Raw genomic sequence first — 1,855 nt, forward strand, 5'->3', positions numbered from 1 at the left:
CGCGCCGGCTGGTCGTTCACGCACCCCTTCAGGATGAAGAAGTAGTGCCGGTTGCCGACCTCGTTGTCGTCGAAGTAGTTCGGCGAGTACATGATGGTGGACACCGGTACGAACTGTTCGGTGGTGATGCCCCACACCTCCCTGCCCGCACTGCCCCGCTGCACGTCTCCACCCGGCCGGAAAGCGGTGATCACACCGCCGGTGACCGTCATCCGGCCCACCTCGACGGTCTCCTTGTGGCCGACCGCGCGCTCGTGGCGGTAATGCTCGATCCTCCCGTTGCTCTCGGTCTCGATCACGAAACCGCCCTGGGCGCTGTCCCGCTTGCGGTACTGATTCACCTCGATCCGGTAATCACCGTCGGGGACACGGTCGGTCCAGGTGACGTTCTCCACCGGCTCGCGGGAGAGCGCCCCGCCGGCGTTCATGTCGACGTCCAGCTTGTTGCGCTTCTCCTGGTACCAGATGTGGTCGCCGTTGGGCTCGAACACGTGCAGGTCGAGGTCGTCGTGGTTGAACCAGGACAGGCTCACCCGCAGCTTGCCGGTGACGTTGCCACCCGCCCGCTTGACCTTCTCCCTGATCGAGTCGGTGACATTGCCGCCGTACGACCAGCCGAAGTCGTTGTCCCACTTGAACAACCGCGGAGCAGCCGGGTGCCGGCCGGTCGTGAGACTGACGAAGTGCGGCTCGTAGGTGTTGGCGACCCATAGGTCGATGGTGGTGGCGGTGGGCAGGATGTCCTTCATGAAGGAGATTACGGGAATCTCCTCCGGCTCCGCGTCACGAAGGCGCGCACCTGCCGACTTCACGGTGGCCGCCTGCATGAGCAGCCCTTCGATGCCGTCCTTCATCCGCGGCTGTGTGTCGTTGTCGACCCACAGCACGTTGGTGACCGACACGTCGGACAGCCGGGCGAACCGTCGCTGCAACGAATCCTCGATGCCCAACTCGTCAATGGTCTTCATAGCAGCCTTGACCATGGCCGGGGTGATCAACGCCGTGGGGCGCTGGTAGTTCTGCGGTGCCACCTTCGTCTCGAACGACCGGACCGCCTGCTCCAGGTCGACGCCCGCGGAGAGATCCTGAACGAGGGTGCCGATCACCGTGTTGCGGAGGCGTGCCGCCGGGTTCATGGCGTTGGCGAAGACGAAGGCCCGTCTGTCGGTCGCCTTCGTCCACCGGCTCTGCAGCGACCGGAACTCGGTCACCGCCCGACGGTGCTCCGTGCCGCGGTAGAGGGCGTTGTCGTCGATCAGGTCGGCGACGGTGTCCAGAGCGTGCCGGGTCAGCTCGGCCAGGCCACGCTGGAAGACCTGCACCGCGGCGTCGAAGTTGCCCTGTGCCGCGCCGACGTCTTCGACGCGATGCCGGTTCTCCACCCGCCCGTGCAGGTGGTGCCACACCTCGACCTGGCCGTCGCGCAGCGTCCGGGTGGTCTTCGTCCCGTACCGCGCCTGGGTGGACCGAAGACGGTGGACAACGGCAACGACAGGACGAACTCGTCCAGAGCGGCGGCGACGACGGAGAAGACCGGGTCGGAGGCCGACACCCCGGACCACACGGTACGGACCCGCCCGTCGTGGATCTCGACGACGTTGCCGAAGTGCTTGATGAAAGCGCGGCACGTCGAGCAGTCGTACTCGGACCGCTCACGGAACCGCAGATTGGTGCCGGCGGGGAAGGATTCGAGAAAGGTGAGCCAAAGTGAGTCCCGGTCGAGGCCGTCGCCGACGACGTACAACTCGCCCGTGGACATGGTGGACAGACGCGAAGTCACATCCGCCACGAACTGCTGGAAATCGCCCACCGCTTCATCCCCCTTGATCGCCGGAGATCCTACGGAGCGAACGCC

General features: G+C 65.7%; 1 pseudogene. It reads right to left on the bottom strand.

Annotation, left to right across the window (positions count from 1 at the left end):
* Positions 1–1,810: pseudogene (locus V6U82_RS31460) on the bottom strand (hypothetical protein); the annotation flags it as partial.
* Positions 1,811–1,855 lie beyond the last annotated feature (45 nt).

The organism is Micromonospora sp. CPCC 205554, from assembly GCF_036902745.1.
Classification (GTDB): domain Bacteria; phylum Actinomycetota; class Actinomycetes; order Mycobacteriales; family Micromonosporaceae; genus Micromonospora; species Micromonospora tulbaghiae.